Origin of the sequence: Pseudomonas sp. TE3-3-F2023, assembly GCF_036784815.1 — a bacterium.
Classification (GTDB): domain Bacteria; phylum Pseudomonadota; class Gammaproteobacteria; order Pseudomonadales; family Pseudomonadaceae; genus Aquipseudomonas; species Aquipseudomonas pudica.
This window is the reverse complement of record NZ_CP145113.1, coordinates 1694426-1713644: the sequence shown is the minus strand read 5'-3', so window position 1 is coordinate 1713644 and position 19219 is coordinate 1694426. Positions and strand designations below refer to the sequence as shown.

Sequence of the window (19219 nt, the reverse complement as noted above, 5' to 3'; positions counted from 1 at the left end):
CCTTGACCATAAGTCGAATTGCCGCACCCGTGGCAAACCGCGTTCAATACTCGAACCCGAAGACTGATTGGCGGTGTCCGCGGAAGTTGCAAGAACTGCGAAAAGTCGGACATGGCGACCCTGGCAAACCCAGGTCCTGTGCTGTCAATTAGGTAGCTGTAGATTGTGGAGACGCGTTAAATGGCGCAGAACGAATCGGTTGATGTGGTACTGGTAGGCGCGGGCATCATGAGTGCCACCCTGGCCGTACTGCTCAAGGAGCTCGACCCGACCCTGAAGCTTGAGGTCGTGGAGGCGATGGACTCCGGAGCCGCGGAAAGCTCCAACCCCTGGAACAACGCAGGCACCGGCCACGCCGGCCTGTGCGAGCTTAACTACACGCCCCAGGCCGCCGATGGCAGCATCGACATCAAGAAGGCCGTGCACATCAACACCCAGTTCGAGGTTTCGCGCCAGTTCTGGGCCTACCTGAGCAAGAAGGGCAACTTCGGCTCGGCGCGTGCATTCATCAACCCTGTTCCGCACCTGAGCTACGTCGAGGGTGACAAGGGTGTTTCCTTCCTCAAGAAGCGCTATGAGTTGCTCAAGCAGCACCATGCCTTCGCGGAAATGGAATACACCGAAGACAAGGCCGTGATGAACGACTGGATGCCGCTGATGATGCCAGGCCGCCCGGCCGACCAGCACATCGCCGCCACCCGCGTACTCAAGGGTACCGACGTCAACTTCGGCGCCCTGACCAACAAGCTGCTGAAGCTGCTCGGCGACTCGCAGGACGCGCAGGTGAAGTACAGCAAGAAAGTCGTCGGCCTGCGCCGTAACGGCAAGGGCTGGACCGTGAGCATCAAGGACGTCAACAGCGGCGGCAGCCGTGAAGTGGACGCCCGCTTCGTCTTCCTCGGCGCCGGTGGCGCGGCCCTGCCGTTGCTGCAGCTGTCGGGCATTCCGGAAAGCAAAGGCTTCGGCGGCTTCCCGGTCAGCGGCCAGTGGCTGCGTTGCGACAACCCGGAAATCGTCAAGCAGCACCAGGCCAAGGTCTACAGCCAGGCCGCAGTCGGCGCCCCGCCGATGTCGGTACCGCACCTGGATACCCGCGTGGTCGATGGCAAGAAATCGCTGCTGTTCGGCCCCTATGCCGGCTTCACCACCAAGTTCCTCAAGCACGGTTCGCTGATGGACCTGCCGCTGTCGGTGCGCATGGGCAACATCGGCCCGATGCTGGCAGTGGCCCGTGACAACATGGACCTGACCAAGTACCTGGTCAGCGAAGTGATGCAGTCGATGGAACAGCGCCTGGAAGCCCTGCGTCGCTTCTATCCTCAGGCCAAGGCCGAAGACTGGCGCCTGGAAGTGGCTGGTCAGCGCGTGCAGATCATCAAGAAAGACCCGAAGAAAGGCGGTGTGCTGCAGTTCGGTACCGAGCTTGTCTCGGCGCAGGACGGCAGCCTGGCTGCACTGCTCGGCGCATCGCCGGGTGCCTCGGTGACCGTGTCGATCATGCTGGAACTGATCGAGCGCTGCTTCCCCGAGCAGGCCAAGGGAGCCTGGGCTGCCAAGCTCAAGGAGATCTTCCCGGCTCGCGAGAAGACTCTGGCGACCGATGCTGCCCTGTACCACAAGATCAGTGCCGACAACGATGTGGCGCTGGACCTGGTGGAAAGCAGCCCGGCGGCCAAGCATTACGCCTGATTCGACCGGTAGCGAAAAACGCCCCTCGGGGCGTTTTTTTGTGCCTGGTTGCTCATTGACCTGTGCCGGCCTCTTCGCGGGCATGCCCGCTCCCACAGGTTTTGGCGTCGCCCTCAGGCTCTGCACCATCCCTGTGGGAGCGGGCGTGCCCGCGAAAGGGCCGTCACAGGTTAAAAATCAGCCACGGGCCTTGGCAATGATCTCGATGTAATCCGACGCATTGCGCTGGTCGGCAATCTGCTCGACAAAGGTCTTGCCGTGCTCGTCCTTGCCATCCAGGTCCAGCCCAGCGTCGACGAAGAAGCCGACAAAACGCTCGAAATCGTCGATGCGCAGGCCGCGGTAGGCCTTGACCAGCTTGTGCAGCGACGGCGAAGTCACGCCATCGGCCGGTTCGAACTGAAGGAACGTCTTGATGTAGTCGTCGCTGATCTCGTCACCGATTACCTGTTTCTTGTCTTTACGCATTGCCGACTCCAACTGGACCATCACGAAATTTCGAAGGCCGGCAGTGTACCCCCCGCAGGCCGGGCGCCTCAACGCGTACGTACGGTACCGGTGTGCAGGTCGGCCCAGACGTGTCCGTTACCATACGTTAGAAACTGCACATACAGCGTCTCGTTGCGCAGCAGGTCCATGATCACGCGGTAGTCGCTGAGCGGGTAATTCAGGCTCAGGGTGCGGGTCTTGTCGTCGTACACGGGTTTCTTCAGGCTCTTGGCCGCTTCACCGTCAAAGGTCAGCAGCACCTGGGCGATGGTGGCGCCCTTGCTCAGCGGCTTGCCCTTGAGGCGCACCTGCAACGACGAAGTGATCGGGATCGGCTGCTGGTCGGACTGGCGCTGGGTACCCACTACCACCGAGTAGTCGGTCACTTGCAGCAATTGCTGGCCGGTCGGCGCTTCCTGGCGCAGGGACTGGTCGTCAGGTGGCAGGAACTGGCTGTGCAGCGGTGCGGCGGCGAGTGGCAGGCTGACCGCCAGCAGGAGGGGAAGAAACGCACGCATGTGAGGCTCCTTGAATGAAGGAGCACTCTAGCATGTAGTGCCTGGGGCGTATGACCCTATCGCCCTGTAGGAGCCGGTGCAGGCAACATCAATCGAACTGCGCGCGCATCCAGGCCTGGTACTCGGCCACGCCTTCTTCACCTTCGCGCGGCGCCCAGTGCGCATGTTCGCCTTCACCCACTGGCCGATACGGCCCGGCCTTGCACTCGAACAGGATGCTGTCCGGCTCCAGCACCACCAGCCCATGGTAAATACCTGGAGCCAGATCCACACCCAGGCAGTCGCCGCCCGCCTGCAGCACTCGCTTGTCGGTCACCGCCCCTTGCTCATCGAAGAGCAACAGGCCGAAGCGCCCCTTGAGCGCAATCAGCGTTTCAGCCTTGTCGGCGCTCAGGTGGCGATGCGGCGGGATATAGGTGCTCGGTTGCAGCCCGACCGCCATGCGATGGCAGGGGTCCTCCATCTCATGGAAGGTGTGATGCTGCCGCCCGCGCGGGTTGGCGGCAGCCTGTGCAGCCAGCCCGGCGAACAGCGATTGGTCGATGAACGCAGGCTGGCGCATGATCACAACCCCTTGACGGCGAAGATGCCGTTGGCGTTGCGCCAGTAGCCTTTGTAGTCCATGCCGTAACCGAAAATGTAGCGGTCGACACAGGGTAGGCCCACGTAGTTGGCCTTGAGATCCGGGCTGGCCTTGCGGTCATGGTCCTTGTCGATCAGTACCGCCGTGTGCACCGAGCGCGCACCGGCATGCTTGCAGAACTCGATGATGGCGCTGAGAGTGTGGCCTTCATCGAGAATGTCGTCGACGATCAATACGTCACGGTCGATGAACGACACTTCGGGCTTGGCCTTCCAGAACAGCTCGCCGCCGCTGGTCTGGTTGCGGTAGCGGGTGGCGTGCAGGTAGCTGGCTTCCAGCGGGAACTGCAGGTGGGTCAGCAGTTTGCCGGAGAAGATCAGGCCGCCGTTCATCACGCAGAACACCACCGGGTTCTTGTCGTGCAGGTCCTTGCAGATCTGCTCGCCGACTTTGGCGATGGCCGCTTCGACTTCGGCTTCGGTGTACAGGCAGTCAGCTTCACGCATGACTTGACGGATATGCTCGAGATCGGCGGACATGGCGCTCTCCGGGGGGTGCATTTTGGAAAAGCGGGCAAAGGTACGCATCCGCTCGTCACAGATCAAGCATTTATGGACTAACGTCCAGAATGACCAGACGACAGCACAGGCTGAATAGATTAATCTAGCGCGGTTTTTTTGCCCGCCTTTCGGAGCCCTCCTATGCCCACTCGTGAGATCCGCCATCCGCTGATCCGCCACAAGCTCGGCCTGATGCGCCGTGCCGATATCAGCACCAAGAATTTTCGCGAACTTGCCCAGGAAGTCGGCGCGCTCCTGACCTACGAAGCCACCCAGGACCTGCCGCTCGAAACCTACGAGATCGATGGCTGGTGCGGTAAGGTACAAGTTGAAAAAATCGCCGGCAAGAAGATTACCGTGGTACCGATCCTGCGTGCCGGCATCGGCATGCTCGACGGCGTGCTCAGCCTGATCCCGGGTGCCAAGGTCAGCGCCGTCGGCGTTGCCCGCAACGAGGAAACCCTCGAAGCCCACACCTACCTGGAAAAGCTCGCTCCCGACATCAACCAGCGCCTGGCCCTGATCATCGACCCGATGCTGGCCACCGGCGGTTCGATGGTCGCCACCATCGACCTGCTGAAGAAAGCCGGCTGCAAAGAGATCCGCGCCATGGTCCTGGTCGCCGCGCCTGAAGGCATCGAAGTGGTGGAAAAAGCCCACCCGGATGTGCAGATCTACACCGCCTCGATCGACCAGCGCCTGAACGAACACGGCTACATCGTGCCGGGCCTGGGCGATGCAGGTGACAAGATCTTCGGCACCAAGCAAAAGGACGCCTGACCATGCAGGACGGCTTCAACGACCCGCTCTGGCGCCAGGTCGTTTCAGGCGCGCAGATGCTCTTCGTGGCATTCGGCGCGCTGGTGCTGATGCCACTGATCACTGGCCTCGATCCGAACGTCGCGCTGTTCACCGCCGGTATCGGCACCCTGCTGTTCCAGCTGGTCACCGGCCGCCAGGTACCCGTGTTCCTGGCCTCGAGCTTTGCCTTCATCACCCCGATCATCCTCGCCAAGGGCCAGTTCGGCCTGGCCGAGACCATGGGCGGCGTGATGGCCGCAGGCTTCGTGTACACCTTCATGGGCCTGATGGTGAAAATCAAAGGCACCGGTTTCATCGACCGCATGCTGCCACCGGTGGTGATCGGCCCGGTGATCATCTCCATCGGCCTGGCCATGGCGCCGATCGCCGCCAACATGGCGATGGGCAAGGCCGGTGACGGCAGCGTGCTGCTGCCCTACAAGACCGCCATGATGATCTCGATGCCGGCCCTGCTGACAACGCTGATCGTCGCCGTGTTCGGCAAGGGCATCTTCCGTCTGGTGCCGATCATTGCCGGCGTGCTGGTAGGCTTTGCCCTGTCGTTCGCCTTTGGCGTGGTCGACACTGCCAGGATCGCCGCCGCACCGTGGCTGGAGCTGCCCAACTTCACCGCGCCAGCGTTCAACTGGCAGGCCATCCTGTTCATCGTCCCGGTTGCCCTGGCACCGGCGATCGAGCACATCGGCGGGGTGATCGCAGTCGGCAGCGTGACCGGCCGCGACTACCTGAAGAAGCCCGGCCTGCACCGCACCCTGCTGGGTGACGGCCTGGCCACCACCGCAGCCGGCCTGTTCGGCGGCCCGCCCAACACCACCTATGCCGAAGTGACTGGCGCGGTGATGCTGACCAAGAACTACAACCCGAAAATCATGACCTGGGCGGCGGTGTTCGCCATCACCCTGGCCTTCATCGGTAAGTTCGGCGCCCTGCTGCAAAGCATCCCGGTACCGGTGATGGGTGGCATCCTGTGCCTGCTGTTCGGCTCGATCGCGGCGGTGGGCATGAATACCATGATCCGCCACAAGATCGACCTGGCCGAAGCACGCAACCTGGTGATCGTGTCGGTGACCCTGGTGTTCGGTATCGGCGGCGTGCTGATCGGCAGCGGTGACGGCCCGGATGACTGGGGCCTGAAAGGCATCGCCCTGTGCGCCATCGTGGCTATCGCCCTGAACCTGATCTTGCCGGGCAATGATGGGTGGAAGCACAAGAAGCTGGATGATCAGTTGCCTTGATCCGGCTTTAGCCTGATCTGGCCCTATCGCCGGCAAGCCAGCTCCCAAAGGTATCCCACAGGTTTGGAGAACTGTGAGCATCCTGTGGGAGCTGGCTTGCCGGCGATAGGGCCGGTACAGGCAACCTGGAAGTCAGGCTTTTTCGCACAACCCCGCCAGCGCTTTCACCCACTCCGGGTGTTCATTCAGGCACGGCACCAGCACCAGCTCCCGCCCACCGGCCTCGACGAACTGCTCGCTGCCGCGCATGCCGATCTCCTCCAGCGTCTCGATGCAATCGGCAACGAACGCGGGGCACATCACCAACAAGCGCTTCACCCCAGCCTTGGCCAGTTCATCCAGCCGGGTTTCGGTGTAGGGCTCGATCCACTTGTCGCGCCCGAGCCGCGACTGGAACGATACCGACCACTTGCCGTCCGGTATGCCCAGCTTCTGCGCAAAAGCCTTGGCCGTGGCCAGACACTGCCCGCGATAACACACCGCACGCACCTCGGCACTGGCACCTTCGCAACAATCCGCCGCGCGCAGGTCATGCTTGCCGGCCGGGTAGAGCTTCTTCAGGTGCCGCTCCGGCAAACCATGGAAGCTCAGCAACAGGTGGTCATAATCCTGCTCCAGATAAGGCCTGGCGCTGGCCGCCAGTGCCTCGATGTAGTCCGGGTGCTCGTAGAACGGCTGCAGCACGCGCAGTTGCAACGGCAACTGGCGTTCACTGACCGTCTGCCTGGCCAGCTCCACCACAGTGGTCACCGTGCTGTCGGCGAACTGTGGGTAAAGCGGTGCCAGGGTCACCTTGCGCACCCCCTGTGCGACCAGACGCTCCAGCACCTCGGGCAAGGCCGGCTGGCCATAGCGCATGGCAATCTCCACCGGGCCATGGGGCCAGTGCTCGACCATTGCCGCCTGCAGGCGACGGGTCAGCACCACAAGCGGCGAGCCCTCCTCCCACCAGATCGAGCCATAGGCGTGGGCCGATTGCTCAGGGCGCTTGATCAGGATCAGCGACACCAGCAGGCGCCGCACCGGCCAAGGCAGGTCGATCACGTACGGGTCCATGAGGAACTGGTTGAGGTAGTGGCGCACATCAGCCACCGAGGTGGAGGCCGGGGAACCCAGGTTGACCAGCAGCAGGGCGTGATCGGTCATGCAGCATCCTATGTCAGAGGCGGCTGGACAGGTTGTCCAGGGCCGATTGCAAATCGTTGAAGCGGAAGTTGAAGCCTGCCGCCAGCAAGCGTACCGGGCGGGCGCGCTGGCCGCCGAGCAGCAGGGTCGACAGTTCACCCAGCCCGGCCCTGAGCAGCAGTGCCGGCACTGGCAGCAACGCCGGCCGGTGCAAGGTGCGGCCCAGGCGCCTGGCAAACTCGCGGTTGCGCACCGGCTCCGGGGCGCAGGCATTATAAGGACCGCTGGCATCCTTGTGCTGCAAGAGAAAATCAATCAGGGCGACCTGGTCTTCTATATGGACCCAAGGCATCCACTGCCGCCCGTCGCCCAAAGGCCCGCCCAGCCCCAGTTTGAAGGGCAGCCGCAGGCGCGACAAAAAGCCGCCGTCACTGGCCAGCACCAAGCCGGTACGCACCAGCACCACGCGAATGCCCTGGGCCTGGGAACGCAGCGCCGTCTCTTCCCAGGCGATGCACAGCTGGCTGGCAAAATCTTCGCGCACCGGCGGCGAAGCCTCGGTCAGCTCGCGTTCGCCACCGTCTCCGTACCAGCCCACCGCAGAGCCGGAGATCAGCACTTCCGGGCGCTGTTCGCGGCTGCCCAGCCAGGCCAGCAGCTGCTCGGTGAGGGTGACGCGGCTGGCCCACAGCAGGTTGCGCCGGGCCGCCGTCCAAGGCCGATCGGCAATCGGCGCACCGGCCAGGTTGATCACTGCGTCCAGGTGATCATCCGCCTCCAGTTCCTCAAGGCGGGCAATGCCACGCACGCCGGCCCCACAGATTTTCGGTACCTGCTCGGGTCGCCGGCTCCATACCGTCAGGCGATGACCCTGGCCGAGCCAGTACTGGCACAGGTGCTTGCCAATCAACCCGGTGCCGCCTGTCAGCAATATATGCATGGCTGTGTCCTCGCAGAATGCGGCGGTGGTCTATTTTTAACATCAAGGCACTTTTTTGACCCGACGCTCTCGGATAAACATAGGCCAACCTGCCTGCAACACGGAATAACCTTATACAACATTTGAGCATTGTACAGGTTTGCCTGACAGCGTAGTCTGCTTACAGCAAGGTTTGAAGAGGCCATCATGACAGTACCTATTGCCATCATCGGGGCCGGTATCGCCGGTCTGTCAGCCGCCCAGGCCTTGCAGAAGGCCGGGCAATCCGTGCATTTGTTCGACAAAGGCCACGGCAGTGGCGGGCGCATGGCCAGCAAGCGCAGCGAAGCTGGCGCGCTGGACCTCGGCGCCCAGTATTTCACCGCCCGTGACCGGCGCTTTGTCGAGCAGGTACAGCAGTGGGTTGCCGCTGGTTGGGCCGAGCAATGGAAGCCACAGCTGTACAATTACCGCGATGGTGAACTCAGCCCCTCCCCCGACGAGCAGACGCGCTGGGTGGGGGTGCCGCGCATGAGTGCAATCACCCGCGGCCTTCTCAAGGACGTGACGGTCAACTTCGGCTGCCGCATCGCCGAAGTGTTCCGCGGCAAGCAGTACTGGCACCTGCAGGACACCGAAGGCTGCAGCCACGGCCCCTACAGCCGCGTGGTGATCGCCGTGCCGGCACCGCAGGCCACGCCGCTGCTGGCCTCTACCCCGAAGCTCGCTGCGGTTGCCGCCGGCGTGCAGATGGAACCCACCTGGGCCGTCGCCCTGGCCTTCCAGACCCCGCTGGACACCCCGATGCAAGGCTGCTTCGTGCAGGACAACCCGCTCGACTGGCTGGCGCGCAACCGCAGCAAGCCCGGGCGCGACGAGCACCTCGACACCTGGGTACTGCACGCCACCCCGGACTGGAGCCGGCAACACATCGACCTGCCCAAGGAAGAAGTGATCGAACAGCTGTGGGGAGAGTTCGCCGAACTGGTTGGCTGCGTGGTGCCGGCCCCTACGTTTGCCTTGGCCCACCGCTGGCTGTATGCCCGCCCGAGCAGCAACCATGAATGGGGCGCGCTGGCCGATGCTGACCAGGGCTTGTACGCGTGCGGCGACTGGTGCCTGTCCGGCCGTGTCGAAGGCGCCTGGCTCAGCGGCCAGGAAGCAGCGCGTCGGCTGCTCGAACACCTCGAGTGATGTAGGGTTATACAAAAAAACTGGTTTGCATAACTTCCGGGCTGTGCTGGAATGAACCTGTACAAATTTTTAGTCTCGTACAGGTTTCTTGGAGACAGCCCATGCACGACCCATCCGCCCACAGCAAGCCGCGCATCGCCATCAGCGCCTGCCTGACCGGGCACAGCGTGCGCTATAACGGCGGCCACAAGGCCTCCGACCTGTGCCGTATGCAACTCGAGGAACATTTCGACTGGTTACCGGTGTGCCCGGAGGTGGCCATCGGCCTGGGCGTACCGCGCGACCCGATCCGCCTGGTCGGCAACCCCGACCGGCCGGAAGTGGTAGGTACCCGCAACCCCGGCATGGACCTGACCGGCCCTCTGCGCAGCTACGGCGAGCAAATGGCAGTCGAACTCGACGATATCTGCGGCTACATCTTCATGCAGAAATCGCCTTCCTGTGGCCTGGAACGGGTCAAGGTGTACCAGGAAAATGGCCACCCGGCCTTGCACGGTGGGCGGGGCGTATACGCCCAGGCGTTCTGCGCACGGCGCCCGGACCTGCCGGTGGAAGAAGAAGGCCGCCTGCACGACCCTGTGCTGCGCGAGAACTTCATCAGCCGCGTATACGCCTACGCCGACTGGCAGCGCCTGCTGGCCGAAGGCCTGAGCCGTGGCGCCCTGGTACGGTTCCATTCGCGCTACAAGTACCTGCTGATGGCTAACAACCCGCAGGCCTACCGCAGCCTCGGGCGCATGCTCGGCAGCATGAGCAAGGACGATGACCCGCAAAGCTTCGGCCCGCGCTATTTCAGCCAGTTGATGCAAGCTCTGCGTCGCTGTGCCAGCCGTGGCACTCATTGCAACGTGCTGCAGCATCTGAGCGGCTACTTCAAAGATACCCTCACACAGCAGGACAAAGCCGAGCTGCAAGCCATCATCGGCCAGTACCAGCAAGGCGTTGTGCCTCTGATAGTGCCGTTGACCCTGCTCAAGCACCATTTGCGCAAGCACCCCGATCCGTATCTGCAGCAGCAGGCCTACCTGCAGCCGCATCCCGAGCGCCTGGGCTTGCGCAATGCCGTCTGAAATCCTGTTGCCCATCGGCGAACTGGCTCGCCGCACCGGCGTCAATCCCGTCACCCTGCGCGCCTGGGAGCGCCGCTACGGCCTGCTCAAGCCCCAGCGTACCGCCAAGGGCCATCGCCTGTATCCGCTGGAGCAGGTCGAACGCGTCGAGGCGATCCTGGCCTGGCTGCAACGCGGCGCCTCCGTCGGCCAGGTACGCGAGCTGCTCGACAAGCCGGCCAGCTCGCCACCGAAAGGCGACTGGCAAGCCCGGCAGCTCCAGCTGATCGAAGCCATCGCAACGCTGTCGCAGCGCGCCCTCGACCAGCAGCTCAACCAGGCCATGGCCCTGTACCCGGCCGTCACCCTGTGCGAACAATTGCTGTTGCCACTGCTCGATCTCCTCGACCTGCGCTGGCGCAACTATTTCAATGCACGGCTGGAGCAGGTGTTTTTCCACAGCTGGCTGCGCAGCAAGCTGGGCGCCCGGGTCTACCACGACAACCAGTTGCTGCAAGGCCCTGCCATCTTGCTGGCCGAAGACAGCGAACACACCTTCAGCCCCGATTTGTGGTTGTGCGCCTGGCTGTTCACCAGCAACGGCCTGCCGGTCGAAGTGCTGGAACACACCATCACCGGCGCGCATCTGCAACGCGCCGTCACCATGCTCAAGCCGCGAGCCGTGCTGCTGCACCTGGGGCCACGCATCGATGACAAGGCGCTGCAACGTACCCTGTCCAACCTGCTCGTGCCGACCTTGGTCGGCGGACCGACGCTGGCACTGCATGAAGCCCGCCTGCGTGCCCTCAGGCTACCCAACCTTGCCCTGTTCGATACCCCACAGGCGGCATTGCGTTTGCTGCAAGCCCACGACCGCCAGCCTGGAGAGATGATCGCACCATGCACCTGACCTGGCTGCGCAGCGACCTGCGCATCGATGACAACACCGCGCTCAGCGCCGCCAGCGAACGCGGCCCGACCCTAGCCCTGTGGCTGGTGAGCCCCGGGCAATGGCTGGCCCACGACGACGCCGCCTGCAAAGTCGACTTCTGGCTGCGAAACCTGCGCGACCTACGCCAGTCGCTGGAGCGACTGAACATCCCCCTGCTGATCCGCAAGATCGACACCTGGGACCAGGCGCCACAGGCCGTACTCGATGTCTGTCGCCAACATCAGGTGCAAAGCGTGCACTGGAACGAAGAGTACGGCATCAACGAGCAACGTCGCGACGACGCCACCCGCATGCTGCTGGAAAAGTCGTCCATCCAGGCCCACAGCCACCTCGACCAGCTGTTGTTCCGCCCTGGCACCATCCTTACCCGCAGCGGCGACTATTTCCAGGTGTTCAGCCAGTTCAGGAAGAACTGCCTGGAGCACCTGCACCACAGCCTCCCCGCCTTGGCTCACCGGGTGAAACGTCAGGCACCGTTGCAGGTCAGCAGCGACCCGATCCCTCAGCATGTGGACGGCTTCGAAAAACCTGCGCAAGCACTGCGCGACCACTGGCCGGCCGGCGAAGCCGAAGCGCAGGCGCGGCTGACCAGTTTTCTCGACGAAACCATCGACGACTACCAACAGCTGCGTGACTTGCCTGCCAAGCCAGGCACCAGCCAGCTCTCGGCCTACCTCGCCGCAGGCGTGATCTCGCCGCGCCAGTGCCTGCACGGTGCCCTGGCCAGCAACCGCGGCGAGTTCGACAGCGGCAGCAGCGGTGTGCAAACCTGGATCAACGAACTGCTCTGGCGTGAATTCTACAAACATATACTGACTGGTTATCCACAGGTCTCGCGTCACCGCGCCTTCCGCGCCCAGACCGAAGCGCTGCCCTGGCGCGACGCACCGGACGACCTCGAAGCCTGGGAACAGGGCCGAACCGGCTTCCCGATCATCGACGCCGCCATGCGCCAAATGCTGGATACAGGGTGGATGCACAACCGCCTGCGCATGATCGTGGCCATGTTCCTCAGCAAGAACCTGTTGATCGACTGGCGCAAGGGCGAGCGGCATTTCATGCGCCACCTGATAGACGGCGACCTGGCCGCCAACAACGGCGGCTGGCAGTGGAGCGCATCCACAGGCACCGACGCAGTGCCCTACTTCCGCATCTTCAACCCGGTTTCACAGTCGCAGCGTTTCGACCCGCAGGGGCGTTTCATTCGGCACTGGCTACCGGAATTGCAGGGGCTGGATGAAAAAGCCATTCATTTCCCCATGAAGTCGGCCGATCTTTTTGCTAGATATTCCTACCACAGTCCAATTGTCGATCTCGACAGAAGTCGTCAGCGCGCACTGGAGGCATTCAAGAACCTCCCGCGCCGGCAGTATCAGAGGGCAGCATCTTGAACAACGCACGCAGTATCTGGGTGACGGGAGCAGGCAATGGACTAGGCCTGGCGTTAGTGGAAGAGTTGCTCGAGCAAGGACATCGGGTAGCTGCAAGCGCCAAGCATGGTGAGGCACTGGATGCCTTGGCTGAGCGCTATGGCAGCCAGCTGCTGCGCGTGCCGTGGCAGCTGCACGAAGAGCATCAGGCGGCCCAGGCCGGCCAGCAGATATGCCATGCCTGGTGCGCACTGGACGGCTTGATCATCAATGCGGGTACCAGCGATTACCTGGCGGACGATGTGGCGGACAGCGAGTTGTTCGAGGCTATCGTCACTGACAACCAATTGGCAGGCGAGCATTGCCTGGCCAGTGCGCTGCCTTTGCTGGCGAAGGGTGACTCGCCGCAGGTGATGGCGGTATTCAACCGTTATTCGGCGCTGCAATTGCATGCACCGACGCAGGTGCCTGCAGGCTGGAACAACATGCCGCAATGGATGCGCGAGCAGCGTCAGGCGTTGAAGGCGCAAGGGGTTGAGCTGACCGTGGTGGGACCGCAGTCGTTGAAAACACCTGTAACATCGGCGCACGCGATACCGGAGGCATGGACGCCGCAGAGTGCGGCAGAAGAGCTGCTGCGGCGGTGGCCGCAGAGGGAGCCCGAGCTTGTACTGGAAGCTCTGGATCTCAATGGCCTGTGGCCTTTGGCACACAAGTAATTGATGTGGTGACCGTACCGGCGCTATCGCCGGCAAGCCGGCTCCCACCTCGAGCGCATCGGCTTGAAGTCATGCGCATAACCTGTAGGAGCAGCCTTGTGCTGCGAAGAGGACAGTAGGCAGCGGTGTTCTTCTGCAGTAATGGCTTCTTCGCAGCACAAGGCTGCTCCTAGAAGGTGACGAGGTAGCCTGAGTAACGGAGCAAGACAGTTGCTCCCCCAGGTACCTCATAGATCTCAAGCTATGTAAGCCCCCCTGTGGGGGAGCGGATTCACCCGCGAAGAGGCCGCACAGGAGAGCTCAGAGCGCCATGCGATAATGCAGGGTATAGCTCTCCACCCCATCGTTGGGCTGCTTGATACCTGCGTTGGAATAGTGAATCGCCCGCACGCCAATCTCGTGGCCACCGGCAAAGCGCAATCCAAAGCCGATACGGTCCTCGAACTGGAATGCCGAACCCAATTCGTTGTCTTCCAACTCGGTGCTGGAAAACGCCGCCACGCCAATCCCCGCCTCAATGTATGGTTTCACCGATTCTCCGGCAAACTCGTAGACGAACACCGGCGCGAACGACAGGCTATGGTTGCTCGCAGTCTCGTCCCCATCCCAATAGGTGTAGGCCCCATCCCAGTACCCTGTCAGGCGACCGACGCTGGTTTGCCACCAGCTCGCGTCCCAATTCGATTGCAGCCCCAACCGGTAGACCATGGTCGAGTCCCCGGTCTGCCCCACCGAAAACGAAACGTCGGCAGCCTGCGCCGCCAGTGAGTGCCCCAGGGTGAAGACGGCAACCGCCGCCAAGCCGAGCAGCTTCTTCATGAGCAACATCCTTCTTTGCTGTTTTTGGTATCCGCCTCATGTCAGGCAAAGCGATAGAAAACGGCAGTGGTACGATAGTTCAGCTTCTTTTCACGTTTTTTTCACAATGAAAAGCTATGCACACTGTCCGACTTATGCCACAGCAAAGGTAGGATCTTTCTAAGAGATTGCGGATCGGCACTGGTCCAGAAGCGGGTCTCCCGGGCCGGCCCATCGGCCAGCAGGTCATCCGCGCCCAGCAGCCGCTGCAGTTGGCGCGCCACTGCGGCACCGGTGTCGATGATGGCAACATCGGCTGGCACCATTTCGGCCAGTAACGGGCGCAGGAAGGGGTAATGGGTGCATCCAAGGATCAGCGTGTCGCAGCCAGCGGCCAGCAACGGCTGCACATAACCTTGCAGCAACTGGCGCAGCGCCGGGCTGGTAAGGTCGCCGGTCTCGATCAGCTCGACCAGCCCCGGGCAAGGTTGGGTGATGACCTGCACGTCATTGGCAAAGCGGTCGAGCAAGGCGGCGAACTTGGCGCTCTGCAGGGTACCGGTGGTGGCCAGCACACCGACCACGCCCGAGCGCGTGGCGGCGGCAGCGGGTTTTACTGCCGGCTCCATGCCCACCAGCGGCCAGGTCGGGTACAACTCGCGCAGGTCGGCCACCGCCGCCACTGTAGCGGTATTGCAGGCCAGTACCATGGCCTTTGCGCCCTGTTCATGGAAGAACGCAGCAATGCGTCGGAGACGCTCACGGATATAGTCTGGCGACTTTTCGCCGTAAGGTATGTGGCCGCAATCGGCCACGTAAAGCAGCGTCTCGTTGGGCAGCAGGCGCTGAATCTCGGCGAGTACCGACAAGCCGCCGACCCCGGAGTCCATCACGCCGACCGGCGCCGAACGCTCAGCCATCGCGCTTGCCACAGACCGCACAGGCCGGGTCGCGCTTGACCCGCAGTTCGCGGATACGAGTGCCCAAAGCATCGATCAGCAGCAGGCGGCCAACCAGTGGCTCGCCGAACCCGGCCAGCAGCTTCATCGCCTCCAGCGCCTGCAGGCTGCCCACCAGGCCCACCAGCGGGCCGATCACGCCGGCTTCGCTGCAGGTCAGTTCGGCTTCGCTGCCATGGCCGTACAGGCAGTGGTAGCAAGGGCTGTAATCACGCCGCGGGTCGAATACTGACAACTGCCCTTCCAGGCGGATCGCCGCACCGCTGACCAGCGGCTTGCCAGCCGCGACACAGGCGGCATTGACCGCCTCGCGGGTACCAAAATTGTCAGAGCAGTCCAGCACCAGGTCGACCGCTGCCACAGCGGCCGCCAGCGAGTCCTCGTCCAGAGCCTGGCGATGTGCAACCAGGCTGATTTCCGGGTTGATCGCCTGCAAGCGCTGCAAGGCCGAATCGACCTTGCTCATGCCGACGCTGGAACTGTCGTGGATCACCTGGCGTTGCAGGTTGGTCAGGTCGACGGTGTCGAAGTCGGCCAGGTGCAGCTCACCCACCCCGGCAGCGGCCAGGTACAAGGCGACTGGCGAGCCAAGGCCACCGAGCCCGACGATGAGCGCCTTGCTCTGCTTGAGCCGCAACTGGCCATCGATGTCGATCTGGGCCAGCAATACCTGCCGGCTGTACCGCAGCAGTTCCTGATCACTCAGCATGGCAGGCGCCCCAGGGTAATGCGTTCATGGCCGCCCAGGTCCGTGCGGCTGGCGACCTCGATGAAGCCTTGTTCAGCCAGCAAGGCACGCACCGCCGCTGCCTGATCGTAGCCGTGTTCCAGCAGTAACCAGCCGCCCGGCACCAGGTGCTCCGGGGCCTGGGCAGCGATTACCCGCAGGTCGTCCAGGCCATCGGCACCGGCCACCAGCGCGCTGCTGGGTTCGAAACGTACATCACCGGCGACCAGGTGCGGGTCTGCGGCGGCGATGTAGGGCGGATTGCTGACAATCAAGTCGAAGCGCTCGCCGGCCAGGCTGTCGAACCAGTGGCTGAGCCGTACCTGGGCGTTCGCCAGGCCCAGGCGCTGGCGGTTGCGCTCGGCCAGGGCGGCGGCCTCCTCCACACGGTCCACTGCGGTTACCTGCCAGGCCGGGCGATCGCTGGCCAGGGCCAGGGCAATCGCGCCGGTGCCGGTGCCCAGGTCAAGGATCTTGGCCGGTGTGGCAGGTTGCAGTTCAAGCGCGGCTTCGACCAGCAGCTCGGTATCCGGCCGCGGGATCAGGGTATGCGGCGCCACCTCCAGGTCGATCTTCCAGAAGCCCTGCAGCCCGAGAATGTAGGCAACCGGTTCGCCGCCACGGCGGCGCTGCAGGTAGCCGGCATAGGTCTCGGCATCTTCGCTGCTGACGATTCGCTCGGGCCAGGTGTGCAGGTAGCTGCGCGACTTGCCGATGGCCGCAGCCAACAGCAGCTCGGCATCCAGCCGTTCGGTGGGCGATTCTGGCAACTGCGCGTTGCGCAGCAGGCTGGCGATGATGGTCATCAGTCCCCCAGGGCGGCCAGTTGATCGGCCTGGTATTCGGCCAGCAGCGGTTCGATCACCGCCTCCACGCCGCCGGCGAGGATGTCGTCCAGCGAGTACAGGGTCAGGTTGATGCGGTGGTCGGTCACCCGGCCCTGTGGATAATTGTACGTACGGATACGCTCGGAACGGTCACCCGAGCCGACCAGCAGCTTGCGCTCGGTGGCGATGGCGTTCTGCGCGGCGCTGGTCTGCATGTCGTTGAGCTTGGCCGACAGCCAGGACATGGCGCGGGCACGGTTCTTGTGCTGCGAGCGCTCTTCCTGGCACTCGACCACGATACCGGTGGGCAAGTGGGTGATACGGATCGCCGAATCGGTCTTGTTGACGTGCTGGCCGCCAGCACCGGATGCGCGGTAAGTGTCCACGCGCAGGTCGGCAGGGTTGATCTCGATGGCCGCCTGTTCGTCCGGCTCGGGCAGTACTGCCACGGTGCACGCGGAGGTGTGGATACGGCCCTGGGATTCGGTCTCGGGCACGCGCTGTACGCGGTGCGCGCCGGACTCGAACTTGAGCTTGCCGTACACGCTCTCACCTTCGACGCGGGCGATGATTTCCTTGTAGCCGCCGTGCTCGCCTTCGTTCTCGGATAGAATTTCCAGGCGCCAGCCACGCTTTTCGGCGTAGCGCGAATACATGCGAAACAGGTCGCCGGAGAAGATTGCCGCCTCGTCGCCACCGGTGCCGGCACGGATTTCGAGGAACACGTTGCGGCCGTCGTTGGGGTCCTTGGGCAACAGCATGCGTTGCAGTTGCGACTCCAGCGTCAGCAGTTGTTCCTTGGCTTCACGCACTTCTTCCACGGCCATTTCACGAAGGTCCGGGTCACTATCCTTGAGCAGCGCCTGGGCACCTTCGAGGTCGTCCTGGACTTTGCGCCACTCTTTATAAGCAGCGTAGACCGGCTCGACTTCCGCGTATTCACGGGAATAGGCGCGAAAGCGCGTCTGGTCGGAAATGACCTCGGCATCACCGAGCAGTGCGGTGAGTTCTTCGAAGCGGTCCTGGAGGATTTCCAGTTTGTTCAGCAGCGACGCTTTCATTGCGGGGATTTGTCCGTCGAGCCCTCGTTGAGGGCAAAGAGTTCCTGGGCCATGGCCAGCGCATCGAGGCGGCCCTCGGCCGAGAGCCTTTTCAATTGCACGCTGGGCGCGTGCAGGAGTTTGTTGGTCAGCCCCCGGGCCAGTTGGGCCAGTACGTCTTCGGGGTTGCCGCCGTTGGCCAGCAGTCGCTGAGCCTTTTGCAGTTCTTCGTCGCGCAGGCGCTCGCTTTGCTGGCGATAGGCCTTGAGCACATCCACCGCGGCCAGTTCGCGCAGGCGCAGCATGAAGTCTTCAGCCCCCACCGACACCAGCTCTTCGGCGGCCTGGGCCGCGCCCTGGCGACTTTTGAGGTTTTCCGCCACCACGTCGTGCAGGTCATCGACAGTGTACAGGTAGACATCGTCCAGTTCGCCGACTTCGGTTTCGATATCGCGCGGTACGGCAATGTCGACCATGAAAATCGGCTTGTGCCGGCGCTGCTTCAGCGCACTCTCGACCGCCCCCTTGCCAAGGATAGGCAACTGGCTGGCGGTGGAGCTGATGACGATGTCGCTGTTGGCCAGTTCCTGAGGGATGTCGGCCAGCAGAACGGCGTGCGCACCGAACTGCTCGGCCAGGATGCTGGCCCGCTCCAGGGTACGGTTGGCCACGACGATGCGGCGCACGCCCTGCTCATGCAGGTGGCGCGCGACCAGGGTGATGGTTTCGCCGGCACCGATCAGCAGGGCCTGGCTGCGGCCCAGGTCGCTGAAGATCTGCTTGGCCAGGCTGACTGCGGCAAACGCCACCGACACCGGGTTTTCACCGATGGCCGTGTCGGTGCGCACCTGCTTGGCGGCGCTGAAAGTGGCCTGGAACAGGCGCCCGAGCAATGGGCCGACGGTGCCAGCCTCACGCGCCACAGCGTAGGCGGACTTCATCTGGCCGAGGATCTGCGGCTCGCCGAGCACAAGCGAGTCCAGGCCCGAGGCCACCCGCATCATGTGCTTCACGGCCTCGTGCTCTTCGTGCACGTAGGCGCTCGCGCGCAGCTCGTCCAGGCTGAGGCGGTGGTAGTCGGCGAGCCATTGCAGCACGACATCGGCGGACAGGTGGTCCTGCTCGATGTAGAGCTCGCTACGGTTGCAGGTCGACAGAATCGCCGCTTCGCGGCTGGATGTCAGTCGGCAGAGCTGCTGCAGGGCGTCTACCAGCTGCTCTGGGGTAAACGCCACGCGCTCGCGTACGTCTACCGAGGCAGTCTTATGGTTGATACCAAGTGCAAGAAAGGCCATGCAAGGTCGCTGGTTGTGACGGGAAGCCGATAATTGTCCTCTTTCGCAGGTTTCAGGACAACCACCGTTCGCTATTGCGCTGATAGTCGTGCGGCTATCGCCGGCTCCAGGCCAGCATCAGCGGCAACTTCAGCTCACACTCCCGCTTTTGATCTGGCTTTTGATCTTGATCTTCGCGCGCTTAGAAGCAAGAGCAAGAGCAAGAGCAAGAGCAAGAGCAATAATTCTGTGTTATCGGCGCCGTGGCAGGCTCTGCGGCGAACCGCGCGGGCACAGCGCGGTCTGCATAAGCGAAGCGCAGCTTCATACCTTCGCAGGTGGGTTTGCCCACGCGCTTGTGTCATCATGC

General features: G+C 63.1%; 20 protein-coding genes. 8 read left to right on the top strand and 12 right to left on the bottom strand.

Features of this window, described 5'->3' with window-relative positions; translation table 11 throughout:
* Window positions 1-180 precede the first annotated feature (180 nt).
* Window positions 181-1689 (top strand): malate dehydrogenase (quinone), encoded by a 1509-nt coding sequence (gene mqo / locus V3314_RS07765; RefSeq protein WP_338460108.1) that lies wholly within the window; start codon window positions 181-183, stop codon window positions 1687-1689.
* A gap of 177 nt (window positions 1690-1866) precedes the next feature.
* On the opposite strand, the gene V3314_RS07760 is transcribed toward mqo, so the two are convergent.
* From V3314_RS07760 to V3314_RS07745, 4 genes are all read right to left on the bottom strand, one after another.
* Window positions 1867-2157 carry a PA4642 family protein gene (locus tag V3314_RS07760; protein ID WP_046616025.1) on the bottom strand — a complete coding sequence of 97 codons (291 nt, stop codon included), beginning with the start codon at window positions 2155-2157 and terminating at the stop codon, window positions 1867-1869.
* Between the two features lie 68 nt (window positions 2158-2225).
* Window positions 2226-2696, bottom strand: coding sequence for a hypothetical protein (locus V3314_RS07755; protein ID WP_025337696.1), 471 nt, complete (start codon window positions 2694-2696; stop codon window positions 2226-2228).
* 88 nt (window positions 2697-2784) lie between these two features.
* Window positions 2785-3258: a WbuC family cupin fold metalloprotein gene (locus V3314_RS07750; protein ID WP_046616024.1), complete on the bottom strand. Its 474-nt coding sequence runs from the start codon at window positions 3256-3258 to the stop codon at window positions 2785-2787.
* A 2-nt stretch (window positions 3259-3260) separates the two neighbouring features.
* Window positions 3261-3818, bottom strand: coding sequence for a hypoxanthine-guanine phosphoribosyltransferase (locus tag V3314_RS07745; protein ID WP_016501490.1), 558 nt, complete (start codon window positions 3816-3818; stop codon window positions 3261-3263).
* A gap of 162 nt (window positions 3819-3980) precedes the next feature.
* On the opposite strand from V3314_RS07745, the gene upp reads away from it, so the two are divergent.
* Window positions 3981-4619, top strand: coding sequence for a uracil phosphoribosyltransferase (gene upp / locus V3314_RS07740; RefSeq protein WP_011532223.1), 639 nt, complete (start codon window positions 3981-3983; stop codon window positions 4617-4619).
* Window positions 4620-4621: 2 nt separating this feature from the next.
* Complete coding sequence (locus V3314_RS07735) at window positions 4622-5896, top strand: uracil-xanthine permease family protein (protein WP_046616023.1); 1275 nt, start codon at window positions 4622-4624, stop codon at window positions 5894-5896.
* Window positions 5897-6028: 132 nt separating this feature from the next.
* On the opposite strand, the gene hemH is transcribed toward V3314_RS07735, so the two are convergent.
* Both hemH and V3314_RS07725 read right to left on the bottom strand, forming a co-directional pair.
* The gene (hemH, locus tag V3314_RS07730; protein WP_338460107.1) at window positions 6029-7042 is read right to left on the bottom strand and encodes a ferrochelatase; all 1014 of its coding nucleotides are present in this window, start codon (window positions 7040-7042) and stop codon (window positions 6029-6031) included.
* A 13-nt stretch (window positions 7043-7055) separates the two neighbouring features.
* Window positions 7056-7961 (bottom strand): TIGR01777 family oxidoreductase, encoded by a 906-nt coding sequence (locus V3314_RS07725; protein WP_085601917.1) that lies wholly within the window; start codon window positions 7959-7961, stop codon window positions 7056-7058.
* A gap of 186 nt (window positions 7962-8147) precedes the next feature.
* On the opposite strand from V3314_RS07725, the gene V3314_RS07720 reads away from it, so the two are divergent.
* From V3314_RS07720 to V3314_RS07700, 5 genes are all read left to right on the top strand, one after another.
* Window positions 8148-9134 carry an NAD(P)/FAD-dependent oxidoreductase gene (locus tag V3314_RS07720; RefSeq protein WP_046616020.1) on the top strand — a complete coding sequence of 329 codons (987 nt, stop codon included), beginning with the start codon at window positions 8148-8150 and terminating at the stop codon, window positions 9132-9134.
* A gap of 101 nt (window positions 9135-9235) precedes the next feature.
* Window positions 9236-10204, top strand: coding sequence for a DUF523 and DUF1722 domain-containing protein (locus V3314_RS07715; RefSeq protein WP_085601916.1), 969 nt, complete (start codon window positions 9236-9238; stop codon window positions 10202-10204).
* Window positions 10194-11093, top strand: a complete 900-nt coding sequence (locus V3314_RS07710; RefSeq protein WP_196182853.1) for a MerR family transcriptional regulator — start codon at window positions 10194-10196, stop codon at window positions 11091-11093. Before V3314_RS07715 ends, V3314_RS07710 begins: the two co-directional genes overlap by 11 nt.
* The gene (gene phrB, locus V3314_RS07705) at window positions 11084-12526 is read left to right on the top strand and encodes a deoxyribodipyrimidine photo-lyase (RefSeq protein ID WP_338460106.1); all 1443 of its coding nucleotides are present in this window, start codon (window positions 11084-11086) and stop codon (window positions 12524-12526) included. The genes V3314_RS07710 and phrB overlap by 10 nt, the downstream gene beginning before the upstream one ends.
* Window positions 12523-13224: an SDR family NAD(P)-dependent oxidoreductase gene (locus V3314_RS07700; RefSeq protein WP_135002622.1), complete on the top strand. Its 702-nt coding sequence runs from the start codon at window positions 12523-12525 to the stop codon at window positions 13222-13224. Before phrB ends, V3314_RS07700 begins: the two co-directional genes overlap by 4 nt.
* A 300-nt stretch (window positions 13225-13524) precedes the next feature.
* On the opposite strand, the gene V3314_RS07695 is transcribed toward V3314_RS07700, so the two are convergent.
* From V3314_RS07695 to hemA, 6 genes are all read right to left on the bottom strand, one after another.
* Window positions 13525-14043, bottom strand: a complete 519-nt coding sequence (locus V3314_RS07695; RefSeq protein ID WP_046616015.1) for an acyloxyacyl hydrolase — start codon at window positions 14041-14043, stop codon at window positions 13525-13527.
* A gap of 101 nt (window positions 14044-14144) precedes the next feature.
* Window positions 14145-14942: a glutamate racemase gene (gene murI / locus V3314_RS07690; protein ID WP_046616014.1), complete on the bottom strand. Its 798-nt coding sequence runs from the start codon at window positions 14940-14942 to the stop codon at window positions 14145-14147.
* Entirely contained in the window at window positions 14935-15690 is a 756-nt protein-coding gene (locus V3314_RS07685) for a molybdopterin-synthase adenylyltransferase MoeB (protein ID WP_085601913.1), read from the bottom strand. The genes murI and V3314_RS07685 overlap by 8 nt, the downstream gene beginning before the upstream one ends.
* Window positions 15684-16514 carry a peptide chain release factor N(5)-glutamine methyltransferase gene (prmC, locus tag V3314_RS07680; protein ID WP_085601912.1) on the bottom strand — a complete coding sequence of 277 codons (831 nt, stop codon included), beginning with the start codon at window positions 16512-16514 and terminating at the stop codon, window positions 15684-15686. Before prmC ends, V3314_RS07685 begins: the two co-directional genes overlap by 7 nt.
* Window positions 16514-17596 (bottom strand): peptide chain release factor 1, encoded by a 1083-nt coding sequence (gene prfA, locus V3314_RS07675; protein ID WP_013970909.1) that lies wholly within the window; start codon window positions 17594-17596, stop codon window positions 16514-16516. Before prfA ends, prmC begins: the two co-directional genes overlap by 1 nt.
* Window positions 17593-18870: a glutamyl-tRNA reductase gene (hemA, locus tag V3314_RS07670; protein WP_025337683.1), complete on the bottom strand. Its 1278-nt coding sequence runs from the start codon at window positions 18868-18870 to the stop codon at window positions 17593-17595. Before hemA ends, prfA begins: the two co-directional genes overlap by 4 nt.
* Between the last annotated feature and the right edge of the window lie 349 nt (window positions 18871-19219).